General features: G+C 62.3%; 3 protein-coding genes. All 3 read right to left on the minus strand.

Translation table 11 applies throughout. The features are described from left to right. Nucleotides 1–1796: hypothetical protein (locus J0A65_RS21950; RefSeq protein WP_206596454.1), on the minus strand; the 1796-nt coding region annotated here is incomplete at its 3' end. After that, nucleotides 1793–2641, minus strand: coding sequence for a DUF4123 domain-containing protein (locus J0A65_RS21955; RefSeq protein ID WP_206596455.1), 849 nt, complete (start codon nt 2639–2641; stop codon nt 1793–1795). The genes J0A65_RS21955 and J0A65_RS21950, both read right to left, overlap by 4 nt. Beyond that, nucleotides 2626–2949 (minus strand): hypothetical protein (locus J0A65_RS21960; RefSeq protein ID WP_232850100.1); only part of this gene is annotated, 324 nt, incomplete at its 5' end. The genes J0A65_RS21960 and J0A65_RS21955, both read right to left, overlap by 16 nt.

A 2949-nucleotide genomic window follows, 5' to 3' on the forward strand; every position in this document is an offset into this window, starting at 1 on the left:
AGGGCGAGCTTGGCCCCCTTGCCGGCGCTGATGCCGAGCTCTGGCGCAGCCTCCACCTTGGTACTGAAGTCGGGCTTATCCCAGAGCGTGACCATGCGCAGGTACTGGGCCTGGTAGTTGCTGTCGAACAGCATGATCTTGCGGATCAGCGACTCGTCGAACAGCATCTGCCGTACCCCCTCGGCCCAAAGGTCACGGCTGGCAGGGCTCTGCAGGCTCTTCACCCGATAGCCACGCTCGATTTCCAGCCAGACGAAGAACCCCTCCGGTTGGAAATAGCCTTCCTCGTTGAACCAACGTTTCTTGGGGCTCAGCTCGACTGCTCCCTGCTCCTTCAGGTAGAGGCTGAACTGCTCGTCTTTACTTGGCTGGTCGAGCGCCGCCAGCTTGGTGGTCTTGCTGGCCTTTTCCCAAACCTTGGCGGCGAAAGGTTTGAATGGTAGGTCGAAAAGGCTGATATGGGACATCTGGTCACCCAGCGAGGACAGCGAGAACTCTCGCAGCGGAATGTCGTCCTTGGCCAGGCTGTCCAGCGGCTTGATGGCGTAGTCTTCGGCCTCCCACACCAGAATGCGGTAGGGCTTCAGGCGGGCAAGGTTGTCCTCTGCCTGCTGGCGCAGGGTCATCATGCGGGCGTTCGCCGTTCTCGCTTCGGCCATCTCCTCGGCGAAAAGCGTATCCGGCGGCGCGGCATGGCCGGCGGTAGCGGTCTTGAAGCGGGTGAACTTATCCTTGATCCGTGCTCGCAGCTCGTTCAGTTTCTGGCGCGCCACGATGTACTTATCGAACTCCTCCATGCCCGCGGCAGGATCGCCGCTGCACAGCGCGAACTCGGGCACGGCGACACCCAGGTTGGCCAGCTCGACGATCTGGTCCAGATATGGCTTGAGTTCATAGTCGTTTAGCCGGTCGTATTGGGCGATATACATCTGCACATCGGGACAGGCGGAGTCGTTGCTGGTCTGGCAACTGGCGATCGCCTTGCGATAGCCGTTGAGTACCTGCCACAACGGCTTATAGGTGCCGGTCTCGCCTGCGCCTCGCCCGTCGTAGACGTCATGGTGCGTCTCCCGGCGGTTCGCCAGAGACCAATAGCGATCCAAGGCCTCCTTGACGGCGCGCTCGCGCGGGCTGTAGATGCGCCCCGCCTCGACATACAACCCTGTGCTTTCCGCAGCGGTGAGGCCCTTCTTGCGCAGCTCGGCCAGTTCGCGTTGTTTGCTGCGCTGCTCATCGCTCAATGCTCGCCACGCCCGCTCCCGACGTAGATATTCGTCATATTCCGGCGAGTAGGAGTCCTGCCGCTTGCCGCTGTGCATGTCATCCAGGGCCTGTTGCTTGGCGGCCTGGGCCTTTTGGTAGTTCTCGTCACTGAACTGCTCGCTGTCCTGCTCGATCTGGCGCTCCAGCGCGTCCACTTCGCTGACCAGCTGTTCGTAGCGCGCCTTGTCCGCGTCATTGAGAAACTCCTTCGGCTCGGCCGGAACAAACGGCTTGTACAGACCCCGTGCATCCAACTCGACCTGGCGAGTGGCCTTGTCTTCGATGCTGGCCACCGCACGCACCTTCTCCGCGCACTCCTGCAGGGCATCTGCCACGTTCGCCGGCAATAACCAGAACTTGTGCTGACCGGTCACATACACCAGGTCGGCGAACTCTTTCTGGCCGCAGTGGGGCTTATCGTCGTTGGGACAAAAAACGCTGGTATCCACCGGCACGGCGGGCTTATCGGCCGGAAGGACGATGGGCTCGCGGGTGGTGGCCAGCGCAGCAGCGGGGGGGGACGTTCCTGTCATGTCTTCGTTCCTTCGAGACGTTGTACTTTCTGATAGCTGGGCAGACTGCTGTTCAACACGGCCATGCTGTCTTCCTGTTGGGTCAGCGGCACACGGTCAAGCTGGGGCAGCAAGCGCTGCAGGTGCCGGCCATTCTGGATGCCATAGCTGGCCAGCAGACGCAGGTTGTCAATGACCAGGGGCAGAGACTCAGGGAGCAAAGTATGCTGCATGGCCTCGCGCTGCTCGCAGAGCCAGTAGAACCAACGCAGGTCTTCGTGTGTACCGAGTGCCTCGGAACTCACCGATAGGGGGAAGGCGGCGGTGGGTGTAGCGGTGGAATCGACTGAGTTCTCCCAGGTTAACCAAGTCGCCTCGTCACCGGGCTCGGCCGATGTCCACACCCGCCGCCAAGGGCCGAACAGCGCCGCACGCTGACTACCGGAAGCGGTCAGGGCCAGGGCACTCCAGAACAGTGGGTCATAGAAGCGGGCCAAGGCGTCGCCGGCACCTGCGCTGCGCATCTGCAGCAGGCCCTGGGCGTGTTTAAAGGCGGCCTCTTCGGTCGTCGCGATGCCCACTACGATACCGGCCCGTTTGCTGACACAGAGGTCTCTGGCCAGATCGGCTACGTCACTGCCGGCTTCAACCTTGATCCAGAGCGGACTGTATTCGGCCAGGCTCTCGAAGACCGTCCCCAGGAACAGTCTGCGAGCCTCGATCGCCCCGCCGATGCCATACAGCTGTCTGGCGGCATCGGGCTGAAGTACGGTGTCGATTATGAAGTACAGCGCCTCGTCGCCGGGCATCGCCTGCGGAAGCTCTACGCGCGGCAGGGCCATGAACTCCGTCAGCCGCGCAAACATGGGCAGTCCTCTCGGCTACAGACGCCGTTGGCCTGTTTGCCACAAACCGGCACCACCGGCGCTCTGCGCTGGCTTTGGCGAATGAAGAGATTGGGCAATGCGGCTTGCGGCAAGGCACCTGCCTTGTCCTGATCTGCTGCCCATGGGATTACCGGCGCGAGGATCTTGAGTCCAGAGCCTTTGCCAGGCGCCCCACCGGAGTTCATCTTGATCGTCGCGCCGCTGATGGTCACGCCGCTGGGGTCGAGTTTGACGAAGCTGCCGCCGCCGGCGGCGGTGAGTTCCATGCCGGCGTCGATCACCACCTT

Source organism: Bowmanella yangjiangensis (assembly GCF_017255015.1).
In the GTDB taxonomy this organism is placed as follows: Bacteria; Pseudomonadota; Gammaproteobacteria; order Enterobacterales; family Alteromonadaceae; genus Bowmanella; species Bowmanella yangjiangensis.

What these genes read in the sequence shown, in the direction of transcription:
- J0A65_RS21955 (WP_206596455.1), bottom strand. Translation starts at nt 2,641, where the DNA reads ATGTTTGCGCGGCTGACGGAGTTCATGGCCCTGCCGCGCGTAGAGCTT.